The 1,831-nt window shown below is 60.7% G+C and carries 1 protein-coding gene and 1 pseudogene; both read right to left on the bottom strand.

Annotated features, from left to right (window positions below; translation table 11 throughout):
- Positions 1 to 691, bottom strand: a pseudogene (locus MKK70_RS12880) (IS3 family transposase); the annotation flags it as partial.
- Entirely contained in the window at positions 579 to 1,181 is a 603-nt protein-coding gene (locus tag MKK70_RS12885) for a hypothetical protein (RefSeq protein WP_243948164.1), read from the bottom strand. The pseudogene MKK70_RS12880 and the gene MKK70_RS12885, both read right to left, overlap by 113 nt.
- Positions 1,182 to 1,831 lie beyond the last annotated feature (650 nt).

Below are 1,831 nucleotides of genomic sequence, written 5' to 3' on the forward strand. Positions count from 1 at the left end.
TGTGAACTCAACGACCACGTTGAGCATCCGGATCTTGCGCCCGTCATGCGTGCGCGCCTCGACAAAGTCATACGACCACACGTGATTGCGGTGTTCCGGGCGAAGACGGACGCAGGAGCCGTCGTTGTCCCAGATCCGCCCTCGCTTGGGCTGTTTGGCTGGGACCTTCAGCCCCTCACGTCGCCAAATGCGCTCGACACGCTCGTCGTTGACGAACCATCCGGCCGCCTTCAGCAACGCACTGATCTTGCGGTAGCCGTAGCGCCCGTACTTCTCGGCCAACGCCACGAGATCGGCTGTCAGCGCCTCTTCATCATCGCGGCCCCGCGGCACCTTGCGCTGTGTCGAGCGATGCTGTCCGAGCGCCCGACAGGCACGGCGCTCGGAGATGTTCATCGTCAGCTGGATGTGCTCGACACAGGCGCGTCGGCGCGCGGGGCTCGAGACGTCTTCCCCGGGACGCCTCCTGCAGGATCAGCTTGTCGAGGGTGAGATCGGCGATGGCCTTTCGAAGCCGAGAATTCTCGGTCTCAAGACTCTTCATCCGTCGAACTTGATCTGACTTCAGGCCGCCAAACTCACGCCGCCACCGGTAGTACGTCACCGAACTCACACCGAGCGCGCGGATTGCATCGGCCACGCTCTGGCCCTGTGAAATCAGAACGTCCGCCTGACGTAGCTTCGCGACGATCTCCTCGGGCTTCGGGTGCTTTGCCATCTCGTCCGTCCTCCAGGCTCAAAAGCCATACCAAAGGGCGGACCACTTCAATGGGGGCTGACCACTTCGCCGGATCGATCGTGCTGCCGCCTTCGTTCACGTCCCAGACGAACTTGAACTTGTCCGATGCGCTGCGGAAGACGTCGACGACGTCCTGGAACGTCTTGATGAACGCCGCCTCGTGCCCCTGCGCAGCCCAAGGCATCCAGGTGCCGTTGAACTCCCATCCGAGACGAACGTAGATGTTGCCGTCCTTGCTCGGGACCGCCTGTGCGAGCGCGTTCGCCGCAGCCTGAAAATAGTTGTCGTACGCTCCGGTCGCGACCTGCTCCAGCGAGGTGCCCCAGACCGTCAGCGGAACCGACCAGATGCTCGCTACGCCGGCGCCCTGCCAGCGCTGGACCTGCCACGGAACCGAACTCGCGAACCCCAACCAGCTGTCGTTGTTGATGTAGTTCAGCACGTTGTCGGGCGGCTGTCAGGCACACTGTGTGTAGGCTACAATCTTGGTCGGATCTTGACTTTGGTAAATACCGAACTAGGTCATAGGACGCACTCAAAACAGTCGCATCTTGCAGTCATCACTGAATTATTAATTTATACTTTCCATCTGCAAAAACGAGCAGTTGGCTTGTGACACATTAGGTTAAGGCGCGGGCCGCCTTCGGATGCAGGACCTTGCTGGTTCGAGCTTGGTTGTGGCGACACGGATCGATCTCTGCGGGCGGCCTGATGATCAACGCTCGCCGCGTCGAGGCGAACGGCATTACCTGGATTCCGTACGGGAACCAGACTTTCCGGCGGGACCGTCCGAAGCGACCCGTCGTAGTGCCTGTGTGGCAGGCCGCGCGGTAAGCTGCGCGCACGAAAAAGCCCGCCGCGGCGGGTGCCAGGCGGGCCCAGGAGTCAGTGAGGAATTATCAATCCACCGTACCTATCCAGAAAATGTGGAAAAACAATTCTCGCTGTTAGATGTTTGATCCCAGGGTTTGATGGTGCGATTTTCACGTCGGGGTGGAGGGACGCGCTATGGGCCAAGTTCTTCACGGCAGCGCCACAACGACGGAGGCGATCCGTCGAGCGATCCAGCATAGTCAAGCGAGCCTGAGGGCC

It is taken from the genome of Methylobacterium sp. E-041 (assembly GCF_022829665.1).
In the GTDB taxonomy this organism is placed as follows: Bacteria; Pseudomonadota; Alphaproteobacteria; order Rhizobiales; family Beijerinckiaceae; genus Methylobacterium.